At 57.0% G+C, this 24,845-nt stretch carries 20 protein-coding genes; 15 read left to right on the forward strand and 5 right to left on the reverse strand.

The features are described from left to right. The first annotated feature begins 34 nt into the window (after positions 1-34). Complete coding sequence (locus F2S13_RS15175) at positions 35-1,111, forward strand: hypothetical protein (RefSeq protein ID WP_166362157.1); 1,077 nt, start codon at positions 35-37, stop codon at positions 1,109-1,111. 49 nt (positions 1,112-1,160) lie between these two features. Here the strand turns inward: F2S13_RS15175 and F2S13_RS15180 are convergent, their stop codons facing one another. Continuing rightward, the gene (locus tag F2S13_RS15180) at positions 1,161-2,063 is read right to left on the reverse strand and encodes a LysR substrate-binding domain-containing protein (RefSeq protein ID WP_166362158.1); all 903 of its coding nucleotides are present in this window, start codon (positions 2,061-2,063) and stop codon (positions 1,161-1,163) included. 101 nt (positions 2,064-2,164) lie between these two features. Here F2S13_RS15180 and F2S13_RS15185 point away from each other — a divergent pair, with 101 nt between their 5' ends. From F2S13_RS15185 to F2S13_RS15215, 7 genes are all read left to right on the forward strand, one after another. Beyond that, positions 2,165-3,244 (forward strand): tartrate dehydrogenase, encoded by a 1,080-nt coding sequence (locus tag F2S13_RS15185; protein WP_166362159.1) that lies wholly within the window; start codon positions 2,165-2,167, stop codon positions 3,242-3,244. Between the two features lie 259 nt (positions 3,245-3,503). Beyond that, a complete protein-coding gene (locus tag F2S13_RS15190; RefSeq protein WP_166362160.1) occupies positions 3,504-5,126 on the forward strand; it encodes a BCCT family transporter in 1,623 nt (540 codons plus the stop codon). Between the two features lie 169 nt (positions 5,127-5,295). Then, the gene (locus F2S13_RS15195) at positions 5,296-6,417 is read left to right on the forward strand and encodes an aromatic ring-hydroxylating oxygenase subunit alpha (RefSeq protein ID WP_166362162.1); all 1,122 of its coding nucleotides are present in this window, start codon (positions 5,296-5,298) and stop codon (positions 6,415-6,417) included. A 64-nt stretch (positions 6,418-6,481) separates the two neighbouring features. After that, entirely contained in the window at positions 6,482-7,930 is a 1,449-nt protein-coding gene (locus tag F2S13_RS15200; protein WP_166362164.1) for a succinate-semialdehyde dehydrogenase, read from the forward strand. A 70-nt stretch (positions 7,931-8,000) separates the two neighbouring features. Then, positions 8,001-8,972, forward strand: coding sequence for a PDR/VanB family oxidoreductase (locus F2S13_RS15205; RefSeq protein WP_166362166.1), 972 nt, complete (start codon positions 8,001-8,003; stop codon positions 8,970-8,972). A 96-nt stretch (positions 8,973-9,068) separates the two neighbouring features. Then, positions 9,069-10,163 carry a PAS domain-containing protein gene (locus F2S13_RS15210; RefSeq protein ID WP_166362168.1) on the forward strand — a complete coding sequence of 365 codons (1,095 nt, stop codon included), beginning with the start codon at positions 9,069-9,071 and terminating at the stop codon, positions 10,161-10,163. Positions 10,164-10,323: 160 nt separating this feature from the next. Next, entirely contained in the window at positions 10,324-10,965 is a 642-nt protein-coding gene (locus F2S13_RS15215) for an acyl-homoserine-lactone synthase (protein ID WP_166362170.1), read from the forward strand. 73 nt (positions 10,966-11,038) lie between these two features. On the opposite strand, the gene gyrB is transcribed toward F2S13_RS15215, so the two are convergent. From gyrB to dnaA, 4 genes are read right to left on the reverse strand one after another with little or no spacing between them, the layout of a single operon-like run. After that, positions 11,039-13,456, reverse strand: a complete 2,418-nt coding sequence (gyrB, locus tag F2S13_RS15220) for a DNA topoisomerase (ATP-hydrolyzing) subunit B (protein WP_166362172.1) — start codon at positions 13,454-13,456, stop codon at positions 11,039-11,041. Between the two features lie 4 nt (positions 13,457-13,460). Continuing rightward, positions 13,461-14,564: a DNA replication/repair protein RecF gene (recF, locus tag F2S13_RS15225; protein ID WP_166362174.1), complete on the reverse strand. Its 1,104-nt coding sequence runs from the start codon at positions 14,562-14,564 to the stop codon at positions 13,461-13,463. A gap of 18 nt (positions 14,565-14,582) precedes the next feature. Continuing rightward, positions 14,583-15,686, reverse strand: a complete 1,104-nt coding sequence (gene dnaN / locus F2S13_RS15230; RefSeq protein WP_166362176.1) for a DNA polymerase III subunit beta — start codon at positions 15,684-15,686, stop codon at positions 14,583-14,585. Positions 15,687-15,725: 39 nt separating this feature from the next. After that, positions 15,726-17,237, reverse strand: coding sequence for a chromosomal replication initiator protein DnaA (gene dnaA, locus F2S13_RS15235; protein WP_166362178.1), 1,512 nt, complete (start codon positions 17,235-17,237; stop codon positions 15,726-15,728). A gap of 581 nt (positions 17,238-17,818) precedes the next feature. Between dnaA and rpmH the strand changes: the two genes are divergently transcribed. The 7 genes from rpmH to rsmG all read left to right on the forward strand — a co-directional run bounded on the left by rpmH (position 17,819) and on the right by rsmG (position 24,828). Further along, positions 17,819-17,953: a 50S ribosomal protein L34 gene (gene rpmH / locus F2S13_RS15240; protein ID WP_003213577.1), complete on the forward strand. Its 135-nt coding sequence runs from the start codon at positions 17,819-17,821 to the stop codon at positions 17,951-17,953. A gap of 13 nt (positions 17,954-17,966) precedes the next feature. Beyond that, on the forward strand, positions 17,967-18,371 hold the full coding sequence (gene rnpA / locus F2S13_RS15245; protein WP_166362363.1) for a ribonuclease P protein component: 405 nt from the start codon (positions 17,967-17,969) through the stop codon (positions 18,369-18,371). Then, the gene (yidD, locus tag F2S13_RS15250; protein ID WP_166362180.1) at positions 18,364-18,609 is read left to right on the forward strand and encodes a membrane protein insertion efficiency factor YidD; all 246 of its coding nucleotides are present in this window, start codon (positions 18,364-18,366) and stop codon (positions 18,607-18,609) included. The genes rnpA and yidD overlap by 8 nt, the downstream gene beginning before the upstream one ends. Positions 18,610-18,611: 2 nt before the next feature. Beyond that, positions 18,612-20,294: a membrane protein insertase YidC gene (yidC, locus tag F2S13_RS15255; RefSeq protein WP_166362182.1), complete on the forward strand. Its 1,683-nt coding sequence runs from the start codon at positions 18,612-18,614 to the stop codon at positions 20,292-20,294. An 82-nt stretch (positions 20,295-20,376) separates the two neighbouring features. Then, positions 20,377-21,747: a tRNA uridine-5-carboxymethylaminomethyl(34) synthesis GTPase MnmE gene (gene mnmE, locus F2S13_RS15260; RefSeq protein WP_166362184.1), complete on the forward strand. Its 1,371-nt coding sequence runs from the start codon at positions 20,377-20,379 to the stop codon at positions 21,745-21,747. A gap of 544 nt (positions 21,748-22,291) precedes the next feature. After that, positions 22,292-24,184, forward strand: a complete 1,893-nt coding sequence (mnmG, locus tag F2S13_RS15265) for a tRNA uridine-5-carboxymethylaminomethyl(34) synthesis enzyme MnmG (RefSeq protein WP_166362186.1) — start codon at positions 22,292-22,294, stop codon at positions 24,182-24,184. 5 nt (positions 24,185-24,189) lie between these two features. Further along, a complete protein-coding gene (gene rsmG, locus F2S13_RS15270; RefSeq protein WP_178119019.1) occupies positions 24,190-24,828 on the forward strand; it encodes a 16S rRNA (guanine(527)-N(7))-methyltransferase RsmG in 639 nt (212 codons plus the stop codon). Positions 24,829-24,845 lie beyond the last annotated feature (17 nt).

Raw genomic sequence — 24,845 nt, forward strand, 5'->3', positions numbered from 1 at the left:
CAATCAGTCACTCTTCACTAAGGAAGGAAAAAACATGATCAATTGGAACAAGCAATTCACTGCATTGGTCCGCGAAACCCGCCCGACCTGCTGGGGCAACTGGGGCCTGAACAGCCACATCCAGGCAGGTGCCGTCGGTATCGTAGACCCGAAAACCGGAGATTTCCGGCTCGTGCGCGATCAGCTGCCAGGGGTCAAACTGGTCGAGGTAGCCGGGAGCCAGACCTGGGAGATGCGCTCCTCGAAGGTCAAAAAAACCGAGTTGAAACCCGAAGTATCTGCATCTTTCAAAGACCCTCAAACCGGCATTGAATTGAAAGCCGATTCGAAAATTCAGTGGACGTTCGGCGACAGCGGCTCCATGGCGTCCGAATTTGCCGTCTGCAAGGAAGTGCGCATCAGCGATCTCACTCAATTGAACAAGGAACTCAAATGGCTGGCAGAGCAGGCCAGCCAGGTGGGGTTGGCAAACAAAGGCCGAATTGCCCAAGGTTTCGGGGTCATTACCAGTGTTATCTATGCCACCAGCGGCATGAATGTCGGCTCCAAGGACAAGAGTTCCTCCTTCAGCATGACCGGTAATGCCAAAGCGCTGAATACAATGCTCGGCAGCATTGCGCCTGAAGCCTCCATTTCTGGTTCGTTCACCAGTACTTCGGAAGAGAAGAGCCTGGACAAACACATCTGGCCAGCTACAGCCAATACTGCCGCTACAGCCCCAATCCCCGTTGCCTACACCTTCAGTTCCTTTGAAGGCGATCTCATCATCCCTAATTGGGTCAATACGCTGGGTTCGTTCGAGCTGGAAGTGAACAGCAAAATAGGTTCGACCTACACCGCCAAACTGGCCCTGCGATACGACACGCCCAGCGGTCCGGAGGAAATAAAAGGCAAAGTCATTGGCGGACAAAGCCAAACGTTTGCTGCCATCCCCCTGACGGCAACCAACATTGAGATCGAAGTAAAATTTGTCGACCTGACGGACGGCACCTTTTACAAGAAAAAATGGGATACGCCGCTGGGCCAATGGATCAATGGGAAGCGCCGTCTTGAACTGAGCGGAGTCTGGCCATTCAAAACCGGTCTCAAAGTGCTCGAAGAAGACAACTGATGACTCTGCCGCGCCCGGTTCAACCCGGGCGCGGCCTCAGGCGTACTCACTATTTTCGATGCGCACTGAAGTACTGGCGGAAAAACTCCACCGTTACGCGGATTTTTGCCGAAGTGGCCAGCGGCGCCGCATACACGGCCCAGATATTGGCCTGCTGGCGATAATCGCGAAGAATATGCACCAGCTTGCCGCTCTCAAGGCTGTCACGTACGTCCCAATGAGACCGAAGCAGGATTCCACGGCCATCGATGCCCCATTGATGGACCACCTCGCCATGGTTCGCCGACAGCGCACCGGTAACCTTGACGCTTTCTTCACCGTCGGGGCCTTGCAAGCGCCAGAGCCCAAAGGGGTGATCACGCTCCTTGATCACCAGGCACTCATGGCCGGCAAGCTCCGCCAGGCTGCGTGGTTCACCCTGTCGCGCGAGATACTCGGGGGCAGCGCAGAGAATACGAGAGTTTTCTGCCAGCAACTTGGCGATCAGGTTCGGTGCGATGTTATCGCCGATGCGGATATCAAGATCGAAACCTTCGTCGATCAGATCCACCAGTCGATCGAATACGTCGAAGCGAATATCCAGCGCCGGATAGCGCACCGACAGCTCTGAAAGCGCTGGCGCCACATGCCGGCGCCCGAGACCGAAACTGCTGACGATGTGCAACTGGCCGCGGGGTTCCTGGTGCAGCGAGGAGACCTCGTCGGCCATCTGATCCACTGCATCAAAGATGTGCAGCGCCCAACGGTAGACGCGCTCACCATCTTCGGTCGCCGCCACTCGTCGGGTGGTGCGATGCAGCAAGCGTACGCCCAGGTTCTGTTCCAGCAGCGCAATACGCTTGCTGACGAAGGCAGGGGAGGCCCCCAGCTCGATGGCCGCTGCCGCGAAGCTGGAGCGGCGGGCAACCAGGACAAAGACGCGGAGGTCTTCAAGGTTCGGCAGACTATTCACGATTCGTGTCTTATCTATCAATAGATCGCGTAATTATGTTTGTGTTTCGCCCTTATACCATGGGCGGCGACCCCTCACTCTCCCTGAAAGAGTCAGCCACCATGAGCAAAACATTCAAAATCGCCGCAATTGCCGGTGACGGTATTGGTAACGAAGTACTGCCCGAAGGCCTGCGCGTCGTCGAAGCTGCCGCGAAAAAATGGAACCTGGACCTGGCTATTGAAACCGTCGAATGGGCCAGCTGCGACTATTACGCCCAGCACGGGCAAATGATGCCGGACGATTGGTTCGAGCAATTGAAGGGCTTCGATGCCATCTACTTCGGCGCAGTCGGCTGGCCGGACAAGGTACCCGATCATATTTCCCTGTGGGGCTCGCTGCTGAAGTTCCGCCGCGACTTCGATCAGTACGTGAACATTCGCCCGGTGCGGCTGTTCCCCGGTGTCCCTTGCCCATTGGCCGGCCGCGAGCCTGGTGACATCGATTTCGTGGTGATCCGTGAAAATACCGAAGGCGAGTACTCTTCGGTGGGTGGGAGGATGTTCGAAGGCACCGAAAACGAATTTGTGCTGCAGGAATCGGTGTTCACCCGCCGGGGTGTCGATCGGATTCTCAAGTACGCCTTCGAAGTCGCGAAGAACCGCCCACGCAAGCACGTTACCTCGGCGACCAAATCCAACGGCATCTCCATCAGCATGCCGTACTGGGACGAGCGCACGGCAGCAATGGCCGAGCACTACCCTGAAGTCAGCTGGGACAAGCAGCACATCGACATTCTTTGCGCCCGCTTTGTATTGCAACCGGATCGGTTCGATGTGGTGGTGGCGTCCAACCTGTTCGGCGATATCCTCTCCGACCTGGGCCCTGCCTGTGCCGGCACCATTGGTATCGCGCCTTCGGCGAACCTCAACCCGGAACGCAATTTCCCCTCCCTGTTCGAGCCGGTGCACGGTTCGGCGCCAGACATCTATGGCAAGAACATCGCCAACCCGATCGCCATGATCTGGTCGGGCGCCTTGATGCTGGAATTCCTCGGTAATGGCGACGAGCGCTATGCCGCGGCGCACGACGGCATTCTGCATGCCATCGAGACAGTCATTGCGACAGGACCGAAAACGCCGGATCTCGGCGGGAAAGCGTCCACCCAAGACGTTGGCGCAGCGATCGCCGCCGCGCTTTGAATTAATGATTGCGCCGCCCTTTTCCCGAAAGGGCGGCATCTCGAATGAAACGGGATCGAAAACAAGGACATAGCGAGGCCCGATTGTCGGACAAGCTCTTGCCACAAAGTATTTCATCCGTGTATTGTTAACCGTAAGATTTACGTAAACCACTAGTTAACGATGGAGCTTCAAGAATCTGAAAGGAACAGTGCTCCGCCTAGGCTCGGCCTGAAGAGCTGACAGCTGGAGAAAAATCCAAACGTCCCAGGACATGAGAATGCCGCACAACAATAAAAAAGATGTGTTTTTGATAACGATGAGCCTGATAGCCGTGCTGGCAACCGTTATCGGCCTTGCAGTCTTCCCCCAGCAGGCGGAGACCCTGGCTAATCAGATGTTTGAAATGGCAACCCGCACTTTCGGTACCGCAGTGCAGTTGTTTGTCTTCTGTTGTGCGTTGATCGTGCTCTACATCGCATTCAGCAAGTACGGCAACATTCGCCTGGGCAACGGCAAGGCAGAATACTCGACCACGACCTGGGTGTTCATGTTCATTTGTGCCGGCATGGGTTCTTCGACGCTCTACTGGGGGGTAATGGAGTGGGCTTACTACTACCAGACTCCTGGCCTGAACATCGCCGCCGGTACCCGTGAAGCACTTGATTACAGTGTCAGCTATTCGTTCTTCCACTGGGGTATCAGTGCCTGGTCGCTGTACGCCCTGGCGTCGCTGGCAATGGCCTATCACTTCCACGTGCGCAAGAAGAGCGGCCTGAGCCTGGCCTCGATCATCGAAGCAGTGACCGGTTTCAAGGCCAGTGGTCCGATTGGTCGTACTGTCGACCTGATCTTCCTGCTGACCATGTTTGGCGCACTGACCGTATCGCTGGTACTGACAGCCTCGACCCTGACCCGTGGCCTGGCTGGCCTGACCGGCATGCCTGACAACTTCACTACCCAGCTGATCGTGATTGGCGTGGTGGCAGTGGTGTTCTCACTCAGCTCCTACATCGGTATCTCCAGTGGCATGCAGCGCCTGAGCAAGATGGTCTGCATCGGCGCGCTGGTCTTCGCTGGCGTGGTGTTCCTGATAGGCCCGACCCAGTTCATCATCAATAACACGGCCAACTCAATCGGCCTGATGATCCAGAACTACGTGCACATGAGCCTGTTTACCGATCCGCAGGGCAATGGCGAATTCACCCGGAACTGGACCGTATTCTACTGGCTGTGGTGGGTGTCTTACGCACCGGGCGTCGCGATGTTCGTCACTCGCGTCTCCAAGGGCCGCAAGATGAAGGAAGTGATCGCTGCGCTGCTGCTGGGTGGCAGCTTCGGTTGCTGGTTCTTCTTCGGCACGCTGGAAAGCTACAGCATGCACCAGTTCCTCAACGGCGCCATCGACGTACCGCGCATCCTCTCGGAGCAGGGCGGTGAAACAGCCGTAGAGATGGTGTTGAGCGGACTGCCCTTCGGCAAGGTCTTCCTGGGTGTGTATCTGTTCATCATGGCGGTGTTCTGCGCCTCGCACATGGATGCGGCGGCCTATGCAGTTGCAGCCACCAGCACACGCAACCTGCAGGAAGGCCAGGATCCATCACCGACTCACCGCCTGTTCTGGTGCGTCGCACTGACCCTGGTGCCGCTGGCCATGTTGTTCGCCAAGGCGTCGTTGTCGACCATGAAGACCGCAGTAGTGCTCACGGCGATTCCATTTCTGTTGATCCTGCTGACCAAGATCTACGGCTTCCTCAAGTGGATGTTCCAGGATTACGGCAATGTGCCTGCGTACCTGATCGAGGAAGAAGCCGTGCAACGGTCGCTGGACCTGGACTACGTAGCGCAGCACGAGCGTCCTGAAATCCCGGCAGCAAAATCGCTTGAGCCTGCGCTGAACTAAGCCCGCTCGAACGACTACAGATTCTCGGCCGCAAGGCCGGGAATCTCCGGCCAAATTTTTTTGCCTACACTGTTAACCATAGGTTTCACGTAAACCTGAAGTGATTAAGACAACCCGGAGGACGGCGTTAACGCTCGCAACGTCCTCCGTAAGCCTGAAGAGAAACCAGATGAACGACATACAGAAACTGCCCGCCGACTTCTGCGCCAATGCTGACGAGGCTTACACCATTCCGGCCTCCTACTACACCAGCCCGAATGTCTTCGAATTCGAGCAGGAAAAGATCTTCGCCAACAGCTGGATCTGTGTCGGCCACCGCAGTGAAGTCGCCAACAACAATGACTACATCACCCGTGAAGTCATCGGCGAAAGCATCATCGTCGTCCGCGGCCGCGACAGCGTGCTGCGCGCGTTCTACAACGTCTGCCCGCACCGTGGCCATCAACTGCTGAGCGGCGATGGCAAGGCCAAGAACGTGATCACCTGCCCGTATCACGCCTGGACCTTCAAGCTCGACGGCGAGCTGGCTCACGCGCGCAACTGCGACAACGTGATGAACTTCGACAAGGAAAACTCAAGCCTGGTGTCCTTGCGCGTCGAAGAGTATGCCGGCTTCATCTTCATCAACATGAATGCCGATGCCGAGCCGGTCGAAACTCAGCTGCCGGGCTTCGAGGCGCGCCTGCGCGAAGCCTGCCCGGTAGTCGATGACCTGCACCTGGCCGCACGTTTCGTCACCGATACCCCGGCCAACTGGAAGTCGATCGTCGACAACTACCTGGAATGCTACCACTGCGCACCAGCCCACCCGGGCTTTGCCGATTCGGTCAGCGTCGATGAATACTGGCATACCCTGCATGGCAACTGGTCGCTGCAGTTCGGCCACGCCAAGCCGTCGGAAAAATCCTTCAAGTTCGACGAGTCGGTGAAAAACCCGAGCTTCAGCGGCTTCTGGGCATGGCCATGCACCATGTTCAACGCGCCACCCGGTGGCAACTTCATGACCGTGATCTATGAGTTCCCGGTCAGTGCCGAGGTCACGCTGCAGCATTACGACATCTACTTCCTCAACAAGGAAATCACTCCGGAACAACAGTCGCTGATCGAGTGGTACCGCGACGTGTTCCGTCCAGAAGACCTGCGCCTGGTGGAAAGCGTGCAGCGAGGCTTGAAGTCCCGTGGGTATCGTGGCCAGGGCCGGATCATGGTCGACAAGCAACGCAGCGGCATGAGCGAGCACGGCATCGCCAACTTCCACAACCTGATCGCTGTGGCACACCTGGATAACTGAGAAAGACAGCCGCCGGTGCAACGCGTGCCGGCGGCTTGCCAACAGATCAAGAGGAGTTTCCTGCGTGCAACTGAAAGACCCCCAGCTATTCCGCCAGCAAGCCTTTATCGCGGGCGCCTGGTGTGATGCCGACAGTCTCGCCACAGTCGAGGTGACTGACCCGGCCCAGGGCCGGCTCATTGGCAGCGTGCCCTTGATGGCCACCGCGGAAGCGGCCCGTGCTATCGAAGCCGCCGATGCCGCATTACCGGCCTGGCGTGCACGTACCGCAAAGGAGCGCGCGCAAATCCTGCGCCGCTGGTACGAACTGATCCTCGAGCATGAAGACGACCTGGCGAACTTGATGACCCTGGAGCAGGGCAAGCCCTTGCATGAAGCCGTGGGCGAAATCCGTTATGCCGCCTCTTTCATCGAGTGGTTCGCCGAGGAAGGCAAGCGCGTCTACGGCGACGTGATTCCTTCGCCCTCATCGGACAAACGCCTGCTGGTCATCAAACAGGGTATTGGCGTCTGTGCGGCAATCACGCCGTGGAATTTCCCGGCGGCAATGATTACACGCAAGGTTGCTCCGGCCCTGGCGGCTGGCTGCACCATCGTGGTCAAGCCGGCCAACGAAACACCGTTCTCGGCGCTGGCGCTGGCTGAACTGGCACAACGCGCCGGCGTTCCGGCCGGGGTGCTGAGCATCGTTACCGGCGACGCCAAGGCGATCGGTGCTCAACTCACCGGCCACCCGCTGGTACGCAAGCTCAGCTTCACCGGTTCCACACCGGTCGGGCGACTGCTGATGAGCCAGTGCGCCGAGACCATCAAGAAGGTCTCGCTCGAACTCGGCGGCAACGCCCCCTTCATCGTCTTCGCCGATGCCGACGTGGATGCCGCGGTTGAGGGCGCGATTGCCGCCAAGTACCGCAACGCCGGGCAGACCTGCGTCTGCGTCAACCGCTTCTATGTGCATGATGTGGTGTATGCGGAGTTCGCCAGCAAGTTCGCCGCCAGAGTGGCCGAACTGAGAGTTGGCCATGGCCACGAAAGCGGCACCCAAGTTGGCCCGCTGATCACTGCCAAGGCGGTGGAAAAGGTCCGTGCGCTGATTGATGACGCGGTTGCAAAAGGCGCCAGCGTACTGGTCGGTGGTCAGGTCCATGCACTGGGCGAAAACTTCTTCGAGCCTACCGTGCTGAGCGACATTAAACCGGGTTCGCATTTGCTCGATGAGGAGATTTTCGGACCGGTCGCCCCATTGGTGCGTTTCTCCACCGATGCCGAAGTTCTACGCTTGGCCAACGACACCCTCTACGGTCTGGCTGCTTACTTCTACAGCCGTGATATCGCCCACGTGTGGAACATCGCCGAACACCTGGAATACGGGATGGTCGGCATCAACACCGGGTTGATCTCCAACGAGGTTGCCCCGTTTGGTGGGGTCAAGCAGTCCGGGCTAGGCCGCGAAGGGTCGAAGTACGGCATCGAAGATTACCTGCAACTGAAATACCTGTGCCTGGCGGTCTGAAAAGAGCCCCACACAGCGTTCCAACTCAAGCGGCACCCCGTGCCGCTCATTGCCGCAGCAGAGGTTAGCGATGGCCAACAAATACGAAATGATTGCCGCCCGTGTGACCGGGGTCGAACAGGTAACGCCCCTGATCAAGCGCTTTACCCTGGTGCGCCAGGACGGTGAGTTGCTGCCAGGCTTTACCGGCGGCAGCCATATCATCGTGCAGATGAAGAACGCCGACGGGCGTCAGCACAGCAACGCCTATTCCCTGATGAGCGACCCGCAAGACACGGCCAGCTATCAGATCGGCGTGCGCCTTGAAGAACAGTCCAAAGGCGGCTCGGCGTTCATGCATGAGCAGGTAGCGGTCGGCACCGAGCTGATGATCTCAACCCCGAACAACCTGTTCGCCATCGATCAGAGTGCCGGCAAGCACGTACTGATCGCCGGTGGTATCGGCATCACGCCTTTCCTTGCGCAGCTTTATGAACTGCATCAGGACGGCGCCAACTACGAACTTCACTACGCCTTCCGCAGCCCGGAACATGGCGCCTTCCAGGAAGAGATCGGCACCGGCGTGCACGCGCCACGTTCGCAGTTCTACATCGATAGCCTGGGCCAGTCCCTCAATCTGAAAGCGTTGCTCGCTGGCCTGCAAAGCGATGCGCATGTTTATGTGTGCGGACCCAAGCCGTTGATCGATGCAGTCATCTCCACGGCCAAACAGTTGGGCATCGCCGACCAACGCGTGCACTGGGAACAGTTCGCTGCCGCGCCTGCCACCGGCGGTGCATTCACCGTGGTGCTGTCCAAGTCGGGCACGGAGTTGAAAGTAGAGGAGGGCGTGAGCATTCTCCAGGCAATTGAAAAAGCCAATGCCGCCCAGATCGAATGCCTGTGCCGTGAAGGCGTGTGTGGCACCTGCGAGACACGCATTCTCGAAGGTGAAGCCGAACACTTCGACCAGTACCTGAGCGATGACGAGAAGGCCGCCCAGCAAACCATGATGCTTTGTGTCTCGCGCGCCCGAGGCGATCGCCTGGTGCTCGACCTCTGAGTTTGCTCAAGGCCCATTCGCCGTGAGTGGGGAGCGATAGAGACGTCTGTGTATACTGTGGTCGCCACACGCGTCTCTAGCGATCACGGGAATGCCATGACTGAAAACAGCTTCGCCTTTCGACTGAAGGAACTGCTCGAACACCACAAGCTGACGTTGCAAGCGGTGGGTACGGCCCTTGGCATTTCCCGTACAGCGGTGCACAAGTGGACGCGCGGCGGCGAGATCGACTACGACAATCTGCGCAAGCTTGCCGACTTTCTCAAGGTCAACTGGATCTGGCTGCGCTATGGCGAACAGGCCCAGCTTGATCTGCAAGGCTCTGCGGTAGTCGAGCTGCCAATGACCGACGTGCGACGCAAGTTCACCGCTGAGATCATGGAGAGCGAAGCGCGCATGAAGCTGGCGCAGGAAAGCGCTGGCATCGTCACCTGGCAGTGGAACCTGATCACCGATGAGGTCATCTACTCGGATAACGTCGAGGCGATCTACGGCTGGCAGATTCGCAACAACGAAGATTTCTGGCCGCACCTGCCTGACGAGGACGCGACCGCCTTGAAGGCGATGTATCAAGACTGCATCGCCAATTGCAAACCCTACGAATTCGATTTCCGGATCTTGCGCCCCGATGGCGAGATGCGCTGGATTTCCTCGCGCGCTTCGCCCTTGCCCGACAGCGCCGGCCGTTCAGTGAAGATGGTCGGTATCAGTATGGACACCACCGCACGCAAGATTGCTGAAGAAGCGTTGCGGGAAAGCGAGGAACGCTTTCGTGCGATCTTCGATCTCGCCTGCGACGCCATGGCCTATATCGGCCTTGATGGTCGCTGGCTACGGGTCAACAACAGGCTCTGCGAGTTGCTCGGCTACAGCGAAGACGAACTGCGTGAGCTGACCTTCCAGGACATTACCCATCCTGACGACCTGGGCGCCAATCTGAAGCAGCTGCAACAGTTGCTGGCAGGCGAAATCAGCATGTACGCACTGGAAAAACGCCTGCGCTGCAAGAACGGCCAGTTCATCTGGGCCAATGTAAAAACCTCCCTGCAGCGCAACTCGCAGGATGCAACACCTGCGCATCTGATCAGCGTGATCGACGACGTGACCGAAACTCGCGCCAGCCGCCTGGCACTGGAGTCACGGGTACAGGAACTCGAGCGGCTGCTCGAGGCATCTGCACAGCACAGCTGACGCGACTGTTGTTGACGCAGCGCGATTGAACGGGCTCTATTGCGAACAAAACTTTCGATACTACTGCCCGTTTTCGCCGCTGTGCAGCTGTCGGAACTGCTAGCTAGTTATCTTTTTCCCATGGCCTAAATTCGTCGCCTTCATCAACGGAGGAACGGCCATGCACTTCGAAATCGGTAAAAGAGACTGCTTCAAAAACTCCACCTTGTTTGCCATGCACAAGCTTCGTGCCGATGTTTTCAAAGCACGTAAAGGCTGGGACATCCCGCTCATCGGCGAGATGGAAATCGACGGTTACGACGCTCTGAACCCCTTCTACATGCTGATTCAAGGCAGTGAGGATGACGTTCAGGGATGCTGGCGGATACTGCCAACGACTGGGCCTTACATGCTCAAGGACACCTTTCCCATGCTGCTCAATGGTCGCCATGCACCGGAGGCTGATGACGTGTGGGAACTCAGCCGGTTTGCTATCGATGCCAGGCAGAAAGGCTCGATGAAGTTTTCGGATTTTTCGCTGGAAGCAATCAAGGCGATCGTGGCCTTCGGTGTTCAAAACCGGATAAGAAGTTATGTCACGGTCACCACCGTGGCCATTGAGCGAATGCTCAGACGCGCAGGGTTGCAGATCAATCGATTCGGGCCTCCGGTTGAAATCGGTGTGGAAACCGCTGTTGCCCTGGAAATCGATCTTGGCATCACTACTCAAAACGCTCTGTTTGGCTCGGAGAGAGAATCGGTCCGCACAGTTGTTCTCTCACGATTGAGCGTGCCAGAACAACACTGGCGTTCAGGGGTATAGGACGGGAAGACACGCAAAAAAAACCAGCGCTTGAAGCGCTGGTTTATTTTCTGTCGGTTAATCGACAACCTGATCAGAAGTCCAGGTTCGATACCGCCAGGGCGTTGCTCTCGATGAACTCACGACGCGGCTCAACCGCATCGCCCATCAAGGTGTTGAAGATCTGATCCGCTGCGATCGCATCTTCAATAGTCACCTTCAGCATGCGACGTACGCTCGGGTCCATCGTGGTTTCCCACAACTGATCCGGGTTCATCTCACCCAGACCTTTGTATCGCTGGATGGTATGACGCTTGGTGCTTTCCGTCATCAACCAGTCCAGTGCTTCCTTGAACTCGGTGACAGCCTTCTTGCGCTCACCGCGTTGGATGTAAGCACCTTCGTCCAGCAAGGTGCTCAACTGGGCGCCCAGGGTAACGACGGTCTTGTAGTCATTGCTGCCAAAGAAGTCGCGGTTGAACGTGACGTAGTTGGACAGGCCATGGGAGATCAGTTCTACCTCTGGCAGCCAGACATTACGTTCGCGGTCTTCACGCAGGCTGGCTTTGTAGACCAGACCGGATTTTTCCACGGTGCGCAGGCGAACTTCGTACTGCGCCAGCCAATCCTGCATGGCTGCATGATCGGACAGCTGCTCCATGCTGACCGCTGGCAGGTAGATGAAGTGCTCTGTCAGTTCCAGCGGATACAGACGCGACAAACGCTTGAGGGTCTTCATCACCATGCGGAAGTCGTTTACCAGACGCTCCAGGGCTTCGCCGGAAATGCCAGGTGCCGATTCGTTCAGGTGCAGGCTGGCATCTTCGAGCGCCGACTGGGTCATGTATTCTTCCATGGCGTCGTCGTCTTTAATGTACTGCTCTTGCTTGCCTTTCTTGACCTTGTACAGCGGCGGTTGTGCGATGTAGATATAGCCGCGCTCGATCAGCTCGGGCAACTGACGGAAGAAGAAGGTCAGCAGCAAAGTACGGATGTGCGAACCGTCGACGTCAGCATCGGTCATGATGATGATGTTGTGATAACGCAGCTTCTCGATGTTGTACTCTTCGCGACCGATGCCGCAGCCCAGCGCGGTGATCAAGGTGCCGACCTCTTGCGAGGAAATCATCTTGTCGAAACGCGCCTTCTCAACGTTGAGGATCTTGCCCTTGAGCGGCAGGATCGCCTGGGTCTTGCGGTTACGTCCCTGCTTGGCAGAGCCGCCCGCGGAGTCACCTTCCACCAGGTACAGTTCGGAAAGGGCAGGGTCCTTTTCCTGGCAGTCAGCCAACTTGCCTGGAAGACCGGCGATATCCAACGCGCCTTTGCGGCGAGTCATCTCACGCGCTTTACGCGCGGCTTCACGAGCGCGTGCCGCGTCGATCATCTTGCCGACGACAGCCTTGGCTTCGTTCGGGTTTTCCAGCAGGAAGTCGGAGAAGTACTTGCCCATTTCCTGTTCGACCGCAGTCTTCACTTCGGAAGACACCAGCTTGTCTTTGGTCTGGGAACTGAACTTGGGGTCCGGTACTTTCACCGAGATGATTGCAGTCAGACCTTCGCGGGCGTCATCACCGGTGGTGGCAACCTTGTTCTTCTTCGCCAGACCTTCCTGCTCAATGTAATTGTTCAGGTTACGGGTCAGGGCTGAACGGAAGCCCACCAGGTGAGTACCGCCGTCGCGCTGAGGAATGTTGTTGGTGAAGCACAACAGGTTCTCGTTGAAGCTGTCGTTCCACTGCAAGGCAATCTCAACACCCACGCCATCGTCACGCTGCACATTGAAGTGGAACACTTCGTTGACCGGCGTCTTGTTGGTATTCAGGTATTCAACGAAAGCACGCAGACCACCTTCGTATTTGAAGGTCTCGTCCTTGCCCGAGCGCTCATCCTTCAAGACGATGCCAACACCCGAGTTAAGGAAAGAGAGTTCACGAATACGCTTGGCCAGGATGTCCCAGCTGAAGTGAATATTTTTGAAGGTCTCGGCCGACGGCTTGAAGTGGATCTGAGTACCGGTGGTTTCACTTTCGCCGACGATTTTCATCGGCTCTTGTGGAACACCGTGGACATAAGTCTGTTCCCAGATTTTGCCGCTACGGCGAACGGTCAGCACCAATACTTCGGACAGGGCGTTAACCACCGAAACACCCACACCGTGCAAACCACCGGATACTTTGTAGGAGTTGTCGTCGAACTTACCGCCAGCGTGCAGCACGGTCATGATGACCTCGGCCGCGGAGACGCCTTCTTCTTTATGCACGTCCACCGGAATGCCGCGACCGTTGTCGCGAACGGTGATGGATTCGTCTGGATGGATGATGACGCTGATGTCATCGCAATGGCCGGCCAATGCCTCGTCGATCGAGTTATCGACCACCTCGAACACCATGTGGTGCAGACCGCTACCATCATCGGTGTCGCCAATGTACATACCGGGACGCTTGCGTACGGCATCCAGCCCTTTCAGCACTTTAATGCTGGAGGAGTCGTACGTTTGATTTTCGCTCATGCCTTCACTCCCGATGGTCGTGGGTCTGGGTGATACGGCCCTGTTCCACGTGGAACAAAGCAACTGGCGTTTCCGTCTGCCAGCCTTCCCTCAATAATTCGTGATCTACACAGGTGATAAAAACCTGGCAGTGTAAGTCTTCCAACAAACGGCAAAGCGCCCGGCGATGCTGCTCATCCAACTCGGACGGCAGGTCATCCACCAGATAAATACATTGGCCACGCCGTGCCTGACTGACCAAATGCCCTTGAGCAATGCGCAGTGCACAAACCACCAGCTTTTGCTGGCCACGAGAAAGAATCTCTGCAGCATTATGTGCACCTAGTCTCAGACGCAGATCTGCACGCTGCGGTCCAGCCTGGGTGTGGCCCATCTGCTGATCGCGTGCAAGAGAAGAGGCGAGTACTTCACTGAGTTCTCGGTCCTTATCCCACCCACGGTAGTAACTCAGGGTCAGCCCTTCGAGTTCGACCAGATCGCTCAGGGTTTGCTCAAAGACAGGTTTCAAGGCTTTGATGTAGGCGCGGCGGTATTCATCCAATTCAGCACTGGCCAGGCATAGTTCCCGGTCCCAAGCCGCTTGTGAAGCAGCGTCAAGTGTACCATGCCGCAGCCACGAGTTCCGCTGCCGCAGGGCCTTCTGCAGTCGCTGCCAGGTGGACATGAACCGGGGTTCCACGTGGAACACACCCCAATCGAGGAACTGCCGACGAATCTTCGGCGCACCTTCAAGGAGCCGGAAACTGTCCGGGTTAATCAGTTGCAGAGGCAGTATTTCAGCCAACTGTGCTGCGCTGCGGGCATTCTGCCCGTCGATACGAATGGTGAAGTCTCCCTGGCGATCTCGAGATATCCCCAGGCTACTGTGGCCGCCTTCGCTGAGTTCGACTTGTCCGAATACCGTACAGGCAAGTTGCTCATACTGGATAACCGGCAGCAATCGCGTACTGCGAAACGAACGGGCAAGGCCCAGCAAGTGGATTGCCTCGAGCACGCTGGTCTTGCCGCTGCCGTTGGCGCCGTAAAGGATATTGATACGCGGGGAGGGGGAGAATGTCACCGGGTGCAGGTTACGCACCGCGGTGACAGAGACACGACTGAGAGACATCTAGGGTCTGCTGATAGGTTACAGGCGCATCGGCATAACGACGTAGGCGGAATCGTCGTTATCGGACTCCTGCACCAGGGCGCTGCTGTTCGAATCGGAGAGGATCAGGCGCACTTGCTCGGTGGTCATTACACCCAACACGTCCAGGAGATAACTGACGTTGAAGCCGATCTCCAGTGAACCGCCGTTGTATTCAACACCCACTTCCTCTTCAGCTTCCTCCTGCTCCGGGTTGTTGGCCTGGATTTTCAGTTGGCCCGCTGCCAGTTGCAGACGGATCCCGCGATACTTTTCATTGGAAAGAATGGCGGTACGGCTGAACGCTTCGCGAAGCGCCTGGCGATCGCCGACCACCAGCTTGTCACCACCCTTTGGCAGAACACGCTCGTAGTCCGGGAATTTGCCGTCGACCAGTTTCGAAGTGAAGGTGAATTCACCAGTGGTGGCGCGGATGTGATGTTGCCCCAAAACGATGCTTACAGTGCCATCCGGCTCGGTCAGCAAACGCGCCAACTCAAGGATGCCCTTGCGTGGAACGATGACCTGGTGCTTGTCGGTCTGGCCGATATCAGCCTGCATGGAACACATCGCCAGACGGTGACCGTCGGTAGCGACGGCGCGCATCACACCGGCGGATACTTCCAGCAACATACCGTTCAGGTAATAACGTACATCCTGCTGGGCCATGGCAAAACTGGTGCGCTCGATCAGGCGGCGCAATTTGCTTTGTTCCAGGCTGCAGGTCAGCGAGCCAGGGCCTTCCTCGACTGTCGGGAAGTCGTTGGCTGGCAACGTGGACAGGGTGAAACGGCTACGCCCGGCCTTGATCACCAGCTTCTGTTCATCGACCTTCACATCGATGAGCGCATCGCCTGGCAGGCTCTTGCAGATATCCATCAGCTTGCGCGCTGGAACGGTGATTTCGCCCGGTTCAGCAGGTTCTTCCAGCTGCACACGGCCGACCAGTTCAACTTCCAGATCAGTACCGGTCAGAGAGAGTTGCTGACCTTGTACAACCAGCAAGACGTTGGAGAGTACCGGCAAGGTCTGACGGCGCTCAACGACGCCTGCGACCAGTTGCAGGGGTTTCAACAGGGCTTCGCGTTGAATGGTGAAATGCATGGTCTAGTCCCTTGCCTTAATAAGCTGCGCTGACGTTGATCACGTAGTCAGTGTCCGCAGCAGGTTCTTGTAGTCCTCGCGGATATCCGCGTCGGATTCCTTGAGTTCGTTGATCTTGCGGCATGCATGCAGCACTGTCGTATGGTCACGGCCACCAAACACGTCGCCGATTTCCGGCAAGCTGTGGTTGGTCAGTTCCTTGGACAACGCCATGGCTACCTGCCGAGGGCGAGCGACCGAACGTGAACGACGCTTGGACAGCAAGTCGGAAATCTTGATCTTGTAGTATTCAGCCACTGTACGCTGAATGTTATCCACACTGACCAATTTGTCCTGCAACGCCAGCAAGTCCTTCAACGACTCACGAATCAGCTCGATAGTGATGTCGCGGCCCATGAAGTGGGAGTGCGCAATAACCCGCTTGAGGGCGCCCTCCAGTTCACGGACGTTGGAGCGAATCCGTTGTGCGATGAAGAACGCCGCGTCGTGCGGCAGTTCGACCTTGGCCTGGTCGGCCTTCTTCATGAGAATCGCTACGCGGGTCTCAAGTTCCGGAGGTTCGACAGCAACCGTAAGGCCCCAGCCGAAACGCGACTTCAGACGCTCTTCCAGGCCTTCGATTTCCTTCGGGTAGCGGTCACTGGTAAGAATGACCTGCTGTCCGCCTTCGAGCAATGCGTTGAAGGTGTGGAAAAACTCTTCCTGAGAACGTTCCTTGCGCGCAAAGAACTGAATGTCATCGATCAGCAACGCATCCACCGAACGGTAGAAACGCTTGAACTCGTTGATTGCGTTCAGTTGCAGTGCTTTGACCATGTCGGCAACGAAACGCTCGGAATGCAGGTACACAACCTTGGCATTCGGATTTTTCTTGAGCAGGTGGTTACCCACCGCATGCATCAAGTGCGTCTTACCCAGGCCGACCCCACCATAAAGGAAGAGCGGGTTGTAGCCGTGCTTGGGGTTGTCAGCGACCTGCCAGGCTGCAGCGCGGGCCAACTGGTTGGATTTACCTTCAACGAAGTTTTCGAAGGTGAAAGTCCGGTTGAGATAACTGGTGTGCTTGAGCGCACCTTCTACCTGGACAGTCCGTTGTTCGGAACGGACCGGCGCAGGCTGCGAGCTGGCGCCAGCCATCGAATCGAAACTGTCGCGCGAAGGCTCTTCTTCGCTGTGTTCGGCCACGACCGCAGGCGCCGCAGCAGCAGCGGGTGCCTGTACAGGCGCTGGTGCCGCCGCCTGGGCCTGAGAGGCCGCTACAGCAGCTGCCAACGGAGCATTGGGCGCTGCACGCGGTGCGGAGCTTCGTCTGCTGCCTATTAATAAGGAAAGCGCAGGCGCCATGCCGTTGCCGTGTTCGCTCAACAGTTCGAGCAAACGGCCCAGGTACTTCTCGTTGACCCAATCGAGAACAAAGCGGTTGGGTGCATACACACGCAACTCGTCGCCTTCGGCTTCGACCTGTAGCGGACGGATCCAGGTGTTGAATTGCTGGGCAGGCAGTTCATCGCGCAGAAGCTCCACGCACTGCTGCCAAAGTTCCACTGACACGGATATCCCCTGAGTTGAAAGCCGGTGAGGCAAAAACAGAGCCCATTGTACCGGCCGGCCGCGTACTTATCCACATGCCGATGCTGTGGAGATGGTGATAAATCAGCAGCTTATTGACCAATATGACCCTTCGGCGGTGTGAATAAGCTCTGTGGATAACTGCCGTTGAGGTCTATGCACAAGTGGGGGCTGGAACCAGTGGATAACTTCGCTGTGGATAACTGCCAATTCCATACACAGCTTTTCCGAGGGCACAGCACAGGCGCAACACCGTTTACCGACAAGGTTACCATTCTCTGTACAGTAGACAGAATCTGGCCTTGAGGTACTTATCCACAGATGGTGGTCCAGCTAAGATCTATAAGTTCTACAGAAAAGCTTTAAATAATTCCCTTCTCTATTTTTATATCTGAGTGACCCATTGGCCAAGGTCTCCTGGAAAAATTCGGCCGACCCCGCTTATCTCTTATTCAAGGAAACGTTGGTTGGAAATTGACCTGCGGCCTTGCTTTCTCTAGAATCGCCGATCTCTTAAAACGGGGGCCATTCCGGCCCGTTGTGGACGAACCAGGTAACACGCCATGAAACGTACTTTCCAACCCAGCACTATCAAACGCGCCCGTACCCACGGTTTCCGTGCCCGCATGGCTACCAAAAACGGTCGTGCCGTCCTGTCGCGTCGCCGCGCCAAAGGTCGTGCACGTCTGGCAGTTTGATAATCCGGCACTGGTGGTGAGTCAGGACTTCAGTCGGGAAAAGCGTCTTCTGACAGCCCGACACTTCAAAGCGGTCTTTGACTCCCCAACCGGCAAGGTCCCAGGGAAAAACCTCCTGCTCCTTGCTCGCGAAAACGGTCTCGATCACCCCCGCTTGGGGTTAGTGATCGGAAAAAAGAGCGTTAAGCTTTCCGTTCAGCGCAATCGCCTCAAACGCTTGATGCGCGATTCCTTTCGCCTGCACCAGGATCTGCTGGTCGGGTGGGATATCGTGATCGTCGCGCGCAAAGGTTTGGGCGACGTAGAAAACCCAGAATTGCACCAGCACTTTGGCAAGCTCTGGAAGCGCCTTGCACGTAGTCGGCCTGCTCCAGTGGTTAACGCCGAATCTGAAGGGGTAGACAGTCAGGATGCGTAAACTGGCACTCGTTCCGATCCAGTTTTACCGTTATGCCATCAGCCCACTGATGGCCAGTCACTGTCGTTTCTATCCCAGTTGCTCCTGCTACGCGTATGAAGCCATAGAAAATCATGGCTTTCTGCGCGGTGGCTGGCTGACCATTCGTCGTTTAGGTCGTTGTCATCCGTGGAATGCCGGTGGCTTTGACCCGGTTCCGCCTGCCCCATCTCCCCGTACTTCTTCGATAGCCGAGTAATCATGGATATTAAACGCACGATCCTGATCGTCGCCCTGGCAATCGTGTCCTACGTCATGGTTCTGAAATGGAACCAGGACTACGGCCAAGCAGCCTTGCCGATTCAGAATGTTGCAACCAACAGCACCGCATCGGGCCTGCCGGACACCGCTCTTGGTAACAATGCATCCGCAAGTGCCGATGTACCCAGCGCGAACGCAGATTCCAGTACGCCTGCACTGGCCCCGGTGGCCATCAGCAAGGATCTGATTCGGGTTAAAACCGACGTACTCGATCTGGCTATCGATCCAAACGGTGGTGATATCGCGCAGTTGATGCTGCCGAAATACCCACGTCGCCAGGACCATCCGGATATTCCGTTCCAACTGTTCGATAACGGTGGCGAACGTACTTATCTGGCGCAAAGTGGTTTGACCGGTGTGAACGGTCCGGATGCCCGTTCGTCGGGTCGCCCGCTGTACGCTACGGAGCAAAAAAGTTATCAACTGGCTGATGGCCAGGATCAACTGGTCGTTGACCTCAAGTTCAGCGATTCAGGCGTCAACTACATCAAGCGTTTCACCTTCAAGCGCGGTGAATACGACCTGGTTGTCACCTACCTGATCGATAACCAGAGCCCTCAAGCCTGGACCGGTAACCTGTTCGCGCAATTGAAACGCGATGCCAGTGCCGATCCTTCCTCGAGCACCGCTACCGGTACAGCCACCTACCTGGGTGCTGCCCTGTGGACAAGTTCCGAGCCCTACAAGAAAGTGTCGATGAAAGACATGGACAAGGGTTCTCTGAAGGAAACTGTCGACGGTGGTTGGGTAGCCTGGCTGCAGCACTATTTCGTGACTGCCTGGATTCCGAACAAGGCTGACAACAACGTTGTTCAGACCCGTAAAGACAGCCAAGGCAACTACATCATCGGTTTCACGGGCCCTGCGCTGAATGTTGCCGCCGGTGCCAAGGCCGAAACCAGTGCCAAGCTGTATGCCGGTCCGAAAATCCAGTCCGCGCTCAAAGAGTTGTCCCCAGGTCTGGAACTGACCGTCGACTACGGCATTCTCTGGTTCATCGCCCAGCCGATTTTCTGGCTGCTGCAACATATCCACAGCCTGCTGGGTAACTGGGGTTGGTCGATCATTGTCCTGACGATGCTGATCAAAGGCCTGTTCTTCCCGTTGTCCGCCGCCAGCTACAAGTCCATGGCGCGCATGCGTGCCGTTGCTCCGAAACTGGCTGCACTCAAGGAACAACATGGCGATGACCGGCAGAAAATGTCGCAGGCCATGATGGAGCTGTACAAGAAAGAGAAGATCAATCCGCTGGGTGGTTGCTTGCCAATCCTCGTGCAGATGCCGGTTTTCCTGTCGTTGTACTGGGTATTGCTGGAAAGCGTGGAAATGCGCCAGGCTCCATGGATGTTCTGGATCACCGACCTGTCGATCAAGGATCCGTTCTTCATCCTGCCGATCATCATGGGCGCGACCATGTTCATTCAGCAGCAGCTGAACCCGACTCCGCCGGATCCGATGCAGGCCAAGGTGATGAAGCTGATGCCGATCATCTTCACCTTCTTCTTCCTGTGGTTCCCTGCAGGTCTGGTGCTGTACTGGGTTGTGAACAACTGCCTGTCGATCGCACAGCAGTGGTACATCACTCGTAGCATCGAAGCGGCCAGCAAGAAAGCTGCCGCCTGACAGGTTGATCATCTAACCTGTGGATAAACGCCCCCTCGTGGGGCGTTTTGCTATCTGCCGTTTTTGTCGTGAGGCCTCGATCATGAATACTCCCCGTGAAACCATCGCTGCGATCGCCACGGCCCAGGGCCGCGGCGGCGTCGGGATCGTGCGCATCTCCGGGCCTCTGGCGAGCAAGGCCGCCAGCGCAATCACCGGGCGTACATTGACGCCACGTTATGCACACTACGGTCCTTTCCGAGCAGATGACGAACAGGTCATCGATGAAGGTATTGCGTTGTATTTCCCCGGGCCTAATTCGTTTACCGGTGAAGATGTACTCGAACTGCAAGGCCATGGCGGACCTGTGGTCCTGGATATGTTGCTGCAGCGCTGTCTGCAGCTTGGTTGCCGCCTGGCCAGGCCCGGTGAATTCAGCGAGCGTGCCTTCCTCAATGACAAGCTCGACCTGGCCCAGGCGGAGGCGATTGCCGATTTGATCGAAGCCAGTTCCGCGCAAGCGGCGCGCAATGCACTGCGCTCATTACAGGGCGCGTTTTCGCAGCGTGTGGATAACCTCACTGAAAAGCTGATCAACCTGCGCATCTATGTGGAAGCGGCAATCGACTTCCCGGAAGAAGAAATCGACTTCCTGGCCGATGGTCACGTGCTGAGTATGCTCGATCAGGTGCGTGATGATTTATCCACAGTCGTTCGCGAGGCCGGGCAGGGCGCCTTGCTGCGTGATGGCATGACGGTTGTGATTGCCGGTCGACCGAACGCTGGCAAGTCGAGCCTGTTGAACGTTCTGGCGGGACGCGAGGCGGCCATCGTGACGGATATCGCGGGCACCACTCGGGATATTCTTCGAGAACATATCCACATCGACGGAATGCCCCTGCACGTTGTCGATACCGCTGGTCTGCGCGATACCACCGACCATGTGGAAAAGATTGGCGTCGAGCGGGCACTCAAGGCTATCGGCGAAGCCGACAGAGTGTTGTTGGTGGTCGATGCCACAGCACCCGAGGCCGATGATCCATTCGCGCTATGGCCGGAATTCCTGGAGCAACGCCCGGATCCGGCCAAGGTCACCCTGATCCGAAACAAAGCCGACCTCAGTGGCGAACCCATCGCGATGGAACAGTGTGGGGATGGCCATGTCACCATCTCCTTGAGCGCGAAGTCCGCGGACCTGGGATTGGACTTGTTGCGTGACCACCTGAAGGCCTGCATGGGTTATGAACAGACAGCAGAAAGCAGCTTCAGCGCCCGCAGGCGGCATTTGGAGGCACTCAAGCATGCCAGTGATTCCCTTGAACACGGCAGGGCTCAGTTGACGCTGGCCGGCGCTGGAGAACTGTTGGCCGAGGATCTGCGTCAGGCTCAGCAGGCGCTTGGTGAAATTACCGGAGCGTTCAGCTCCGACGACTTGCTGGGACGGATCTTTTCGAGCTTCTGCATCGGTAAGTAGTTTTTTATCCACAACCAGGTCCCGATACCCATCGGGACCTTCATCGCTTGTATTTTCCCCCCTCATATTCCCCTGCCCACCGAATGAATCACTGCCATCTCGGTGGCGTAGCCGTGCCTGCGTTTTTTCCACAGCACCCGATCTGTGGATTAAGCCCTGTGGAAAACCAAGCCTCAGCTCAGTTGATAACTGGGCCTCAAAGCTGACGATAAACCGACCTGTGCATAACCACCTGTTTCATCCACAGGTTTAAACCGATTATCCAGAATGCTCATGGGCACATGACCACAGACTTTTGAACCTCTGTACATATTGAATCATATGGGCTGCAGAACCTTATCCACAGAAAGTGTGTCCACTAGAAATAAACATAAAAACAAAGCTTTAATAAATTCTTCTCTCTTTATTTCTATTGCTCATCGTTATCCACAGCTGGTTAAATTTTGTGCAAAAGGTTCCTTTAGAGGGGGTGAAGTCCCTATACTTGTCAGCTATCCCAATTACCCAACCCATTTACCCCTACAGAACACACACGAGGTGCGTGGTGGATTTCCCTTCCCGTTTTGAAGTGATCGTCATCGGCGGCGGCCATGCCGGAACCGAGGCTGCGCTTGCGTCAGCACGCATGGGCGCAAAGACCCTGCTGCTTACACATAACGTGGAAACCCTCGGGCAAATGAGTTGCAACCCTGCCATTGGCGGCATAGGCAAGAGCCATCTGGTCAAAGAGATCGATGCGCTGGGCGGCGCAATGGCGACGGCAACCGATAAAGGCGGTATTCAGTTTCGCGTGTTGAACAACCGCAAAGGCCCGGCTGTACGGGCAACCCGTGCCCAGGCGGACCGGGTTCTGTACAAGGCAGCGGTGCGCGAGATCCTGGAAAACCAGCCGAACCTGTGGATATTTCAACAGGCCTGCGACGACCTGATCGTCGAGCAAGACCAGGTTCGCGGTGTCGTGACACAAATGGGTCTGCGTTTCTTCGCTGATTCCGTCGTCCTGACCACAGGCACCTTCCTCGGTGGACTTATCCACATCGGTTTGCAGAACTATTCCGGCGGTCGCGCCGGTGACCCGCCCTCGATCGCACTGGCACATCGGCTGCGTGAGTTGCCATTGCGGGTCGGTCGCCTGAAAACCGGTACCCCGCCACGCATTGACGGTCGGTCTGTGGATTTCTCGGTGATGACCGAGCAGCCAGGCGATACGCCGATTCCGGTGATGTCGTTCATGGGGTCCAAGGAACAGCACCCACGGCAGGTGAGTTGCTGGATTACTCACACCAACGCCCGTACCCACGAGATCATTGCGTCGAACCTCGACCGTTCGCCGATGTACTCGGGTGTCATCGAAGGTGTCGGCCCTCGCTATTGCCCTTCGATCGAAGACAAGATTCACCGTTTTGCCGACAAGGAAAGCCATCAGGTCTTCATCGAGCCTGAAGGTCTGACCACCCACGAGCTGTATCCGAACGGCATTTCCACATCGTTGCCATTCGATGTGCAGCTGCAGATCGTCCGTTCGATTCGCGGCATGGAAAATGCCCACATCGTTCGACCCGGTTATGCCATCGAGTACGACTATTTCGACCCGCGGGACCTGAAGTACAGCCTGGAAACCAAAGTTATCGGTGGCCTGTTCTTCGCTGGACAGATCAACGGTACTACCGGCTACGAAGAAGCCGGCGCCCAGGGTTTACTGGCAGGAGCCAACGCCGCACTGCGTGCACAGGGGCGTGAAAGCTGGTGCCCGCGCCGTGATGAGGCGTACATCGGCGTACTGGTCGATGACCTGATCACCCTGGGGACCCAGGAACCGTACCGGATGTTTACATCACGCGCCGAGTACCGGTTGATCCTGCGCGAAGACAACGCCGACCTGCGTCTGACCGAAAAAGGCCGCGAGCTGGGCCTGGTCGACGATGAACGCTGGGCTGCGTTCAGCGCCAAGCGCGAAGGCATCGAATTGGAAGAGCAACGCCTGAAAAGTACCTGGGTTCGCCCCAATACGGAGCAAGGCCAGGCGATTGCCGAAAAGTTCGGAACGCCCCTGAGCCATGAATACAACCTGCTCAGCCTGCTGTCGCGCCCGGAAATCGACTACGCAGGGTTGGTTGAGGTTACCGGCGGCGGCTGCGCCAATGTCCAGGTGGCCGAACAGGTCGAGATCAAGACCAAGTACGCCGGCTACATCGACCGCCAGCAGGATGAAATCGCCCGATTGCGCGCCAGTGAAAACACCAGGCTGCCGGACGATATCGACTACGCTGCCATTTCCGGTCTGTCCAAGGAAATTCAAAGCAAGCTGGGGCAGACTCGCCCCGAAACCCTGGGTCAGGCTTCCCGTATTCCAGGCGTTACCCCCGCGGCGATTTCCCTGTTGATGATTCATTTGAAAAAACGCGGCGCAGGCCGTGAGTTGGAGCAAAGCGCTTGAGTTCCATGGTTACCCAGCAGCACAGCGAAGAGTTGTCCACAGGCGCCCGGGAAATGGGCGTGGAGCTGACGGCACATCAGCACGATCAACTGCTGGCCTATCTGGCGCTGTTGATCAAATGGAACAAGGCTTACAACCTGACCGCGGTGCGTAACCCGGATGAGATGGTCTCGCGGCACCTGCTCGACAGCCTGAGTATCCTGCCGTACATCGGAAACAGCCCTAGCTGGCTGGATGTCGGCAGCGGCGGGGGGATGCCAGGCATTCCCCTGGCGATCATGTTTCCCGAAAAGCAGATCACCACGCTGGACAGTAACGGCAAGAAAACCCGTTTCCAGACTCAGGTCAAGCTCGAGCTCAAGCTGGACAACCTGCAAGTTATCCACAGCCGGGTCGAAGCTTTTCGACCTGAGCAGCCATTCACTGGTATTGTTTCCCGAGCCTTCAGCAGCCTGGAAGACTTCACCAACTGGACACGGCACCTGGGCGATACCCAGACCCGCTGGCTGGCGATGAAAGGGCTGCATCCGGCCGACGAACTGGTAGCATTACCGGCGGACTTCCACCTCGATAGCGCAAACGCCTTGGCCGTTCCGGGTTGCCAAGGCCAGCGCCATCTGCTGATACTGCGCCGCACGGCATGATTGGGAACACAAGCAAG

The sequence above is a fragment of the Pseudomonas akapageensis genome, from assembly GCF_011355085.1.
Taxonomy (GTDB): domain Bacteria; phylum Pseudomonadota; class Gammaproteobacteria; order Pseudomonadales; family Pseudomonadaceae; genus Aquipseudomonas; species Aquipseudomonas akapageensis.

Bases quoted from the DNA above. Each gene is read 5' to 3' on its own strand.
- F2S13_RS15185 (WP_166362159.1), top strand. From the start codon at position 2,165: ATGAGCAAAACATTCAAAATCGCCGCAATTGCCGGTGACGGTATTGGT.
- F2S13_RS15215 (WP_166362170.1), top strand. From the start codon at position 10,324: ATGCACTTCGAAATCGGTAAAAGAGACTGCTTCAAAAACTCCACCTTG.
- dnaN (WP_166362176.1), bottom strand. From the start codon at position 15,686: ATGCATTTCACCATTCAACGCGAAGCCCTGTTGAAACCCCTGCAACTG.
- F2S13_RS15195 (WP_166362162.1), top strand. From the start codon at position 5,296: ATGAACGACATACAGAAACTGCCCGCCGACTTCTGCGCCAATGCTGAC.
- rsmG (WP_178119019.1), top strand. From the start codon at position 24,190: ATGGTTACCCAGCAGCACAGCGAAGAGTTGTCCACAGGCGCCCGGGAA.
- recF (WP_166362174.1), bottom strand. From the start codon at position 14,564: ATGTCTCTCAGTCGTGTCTCTGTCACCGCGGTGCGTAACCTGCACCCG.
- yidD (WP_166362180.1), top strand. From the start codon at position 18,364: ATGCGTAAACTGGCACTCGTTCCGATCCAGTTTTACCGTTATGCCATC.
- yidC (WP_166362182.1), top strand. From the start codon at position 18,612: ATGGATATTAAACGCACGATCCTGATCGTCGCCCTGGCAATCGTGTCC.
- F2S13_RS15210 (WP_166362168.1), top strand. From the start codon at position 9,069: ATGACTGAAAACAGCTTCGCCTTTCGACTGAAGGAACTGCTCGAACAC.
- F2S13_RS15205 (WP_166362166.1), top strand. From the start codon at position 8,001: ATGGCCAACAAATACGAAATGATTGCCGCCCGTGTGACCGGGGTCGAA.
- F2S13_RS15190 (WP_166362160.1), top strand. From the start codon at position 3,504: ATGCCGCACAACAATAAAAAAGATGTGTTTTTGATAACGATGAGCCTG.
- rpmH (WP_003213577.1), top strand. From the start codon at position 17,819: ATGAAACGTACTTTCCAACCCAGCACTATCAAACGCGCCCGTACCCAC.
- mnmE (WP_166362184.1), top strand. From the start codon at position 20,377: ATGAATACTCCCCGTGAAACCATCGCTGCGATCGCCACGGCCCAGGGC.
- F2S13_RS15175 (WP_166362157.1), top strand. From the start codon at position 35: ATGATCAATTGGAACAAGCAATTCACTGCATTGGTCCGCGAAACCCGC.
- gyrB (WP_166362172.1), bottom strand. From the start codon at position 13,456: ATGAGCGAAAATCAAACGTACGACTCCTCCAGCATTAAAGTGCTGAAA.